Source organism: Pseudomonas sp. WSY_20 (genome assembly GCF_043104335.1).
Classification (GTDB): Bacteria; Pseudomonadota; Gammaproteobacteria; order Pseudomonadales; family Pseudomonadaceae; genus Aquipseudomonas; species Aquipseudomonas parafulva_B.
This window is the reverse complement of record NZ_JBICKP010000042.1, coordinates 1-1,729: the sequence shown is the minus strand read 5'-3', so window position 1 is coordinate 1,729 and position 1,729 is coordinate 1. Positions and strand designations below refer to the sequence as shown.

2 protein-coding genes are annotated in these 1,729 nt (G+C 60.4%); one reads left to right on the top strand and one right to left on the bottom strand.

All coding sequences use genetic code 11. From position 1 onward, the window contains the following. The coding region (locus ACF8E5_RS11285; protein ID WP_392475284.1) for a DUF4158 domain-containing protein at positions 1-1,304 on the bottom strand (1,304 nt) is incomplete at its 3' end. A gap of 125 nt (positions 1,305-1,429) precedes the next feature. On the opposite strand from ACF8E5_RS11285, the gene ACF8E5_RS11280 reads away from it, so the two are divergent. Beyond that, positions 1,430-1,729: recombinase family protein (locus tag ACF8E5_RS11280; protein ID WP_019174077.1), on the top strand; the 300-nt coding region annotated here is incomplete at its 3' end.

Sequence of the window (1,729 nt, the reverse complement as noted above, 5' to 3'; positions counted from 1 at the left end):
GAGCTGGGCCGCAAGAAGCTGGTCATCGCGGCATCGTTCAAACCGGTACGAAGGGCCGTCACCGCTTCCAGAAGCGGCAGTGCAACGGGCGCAGCTCGCAGATCGAGCAGGCGCAACATGCGTGGAGCGTATCGGCGGAAGCGGTGATAACCGTCGAGCACATGATTGAGCGGATCGTCGGCCATGGTGGCGGTCAGCCTGGTTGCCATTGCAACAAGGGTTTTTAAGCCGTCCCACCCTGACCCACTCGCGATGACATCGCCCAGCGGCTGGCCATCATCCTGTGCATCGACCAGGGCGCCCCCGATCTCGGCGAAGGATTTCAGGGTGTCACGCACCACCCCCGCTTCGTCTGCGACCTTTGCATGGCAAATACGCTCCGAAGCACGGTAGAGACGGCCGACGATCCGGTCGTGGGTTTCGACCACTGCGTCGGCCAACATCGCCTGCCATTCCGAGACGCAAACAGCCAAGATCGCAAGCCGCCTGTCCTCCGGGAGATCGCGCATGCCGTCGGCATAATACCGTTCACCCTGCCTGCGCAGACGAGTCACCCGATGGGCAGGAACGCCGGCAAGCAGATCCTCGGGGAGATCGACGCGTTGCAGATATTCGAGCCGGTCGAGCAGCCGGTTGGCCGACGAAGAGTTCGAGCCAGGCTCGAACTGGCGCAGCCACACAAAACGGGTCACCCGATCATCAGCCGTCTCCTCGAGCAATGCCAGCAACTGTTCTCGGATCGACATAGGCAGCCGACTGGCGATCCTCGTCTCGATGCGTCGCTCGGCATCGACGAGAGCCGCGGCACAAAGCCGCTCGATCGTGGATGTCGCGGGAAGGACAGTGCGGGTGCGTCGGCACTCGGCTACGAAGCGACGGGCGATATCCTCGTTCGACACCGCCATCTCGGCTTCTCGGAACAACCATTCCTTCAGCTCGCTCGCACCACGTCCGGAGAAGGTGCGGAAGCCGTAGAGCCCCCGTAACTCGGCAAGATGCTCGTGCCGTGTTTCCTCGCGGGCAGCATAGTCTACGAGATCGTCGGCACCCAGGCCAAGCTGCGCTCCGATAAATTCGATGACCTCTGCAGGGATCAGTTCGCCTGGAGCCAGCACCCGGCCGGGATAGCGCAGGACACACAATTGCAGGGCGAAGCCGAACCTGTTGTGAGCGCGCCGACGCAGCCTGATATGCCCAAAGTCTTCATCACTCAGCGTATAGTGCTTGAGCAAATCCGTCTGTGAAGTCGGCAAGCGCAACAGCGCGTCTTTCTGCCGATCGGTTAGAGTGACGCGACGCGGCATACATGTTCCTTTTTCAAAATCTGATAGCGTTCAAGACGCTTTGTTTATGAAGCTGGTTGAGATACATTTCCAGAGGTCAATGCAATCGTGGCCGAAGCGCCGCCTCAAACCAACGTTTGTGATACATGCTGATCGGATATGCCCGCGTCTCCAAAGCCGATGGCTCGCAGTCTCTCGACCTGCAGCACGACGCCTTGCGCGCCGCAGGTGTCGAACGGGACAATATCTATGATGATCTTGCTTCCGGCGGTCGTGATGATCGCCCTGGCTTGACTGCCTGCCTCAAGTCATTGCGTGACGGCGATGTGCTGGTGGTCTGGAAGCTCGATCGCCTCGGACGATCGCTTGCCCATCTGGTCAACACGGTGAAGGAGCTGTCAGACCGCAAGATCGGCCTGCGGGTTCTGACTGGAAAGGGCGCTCAG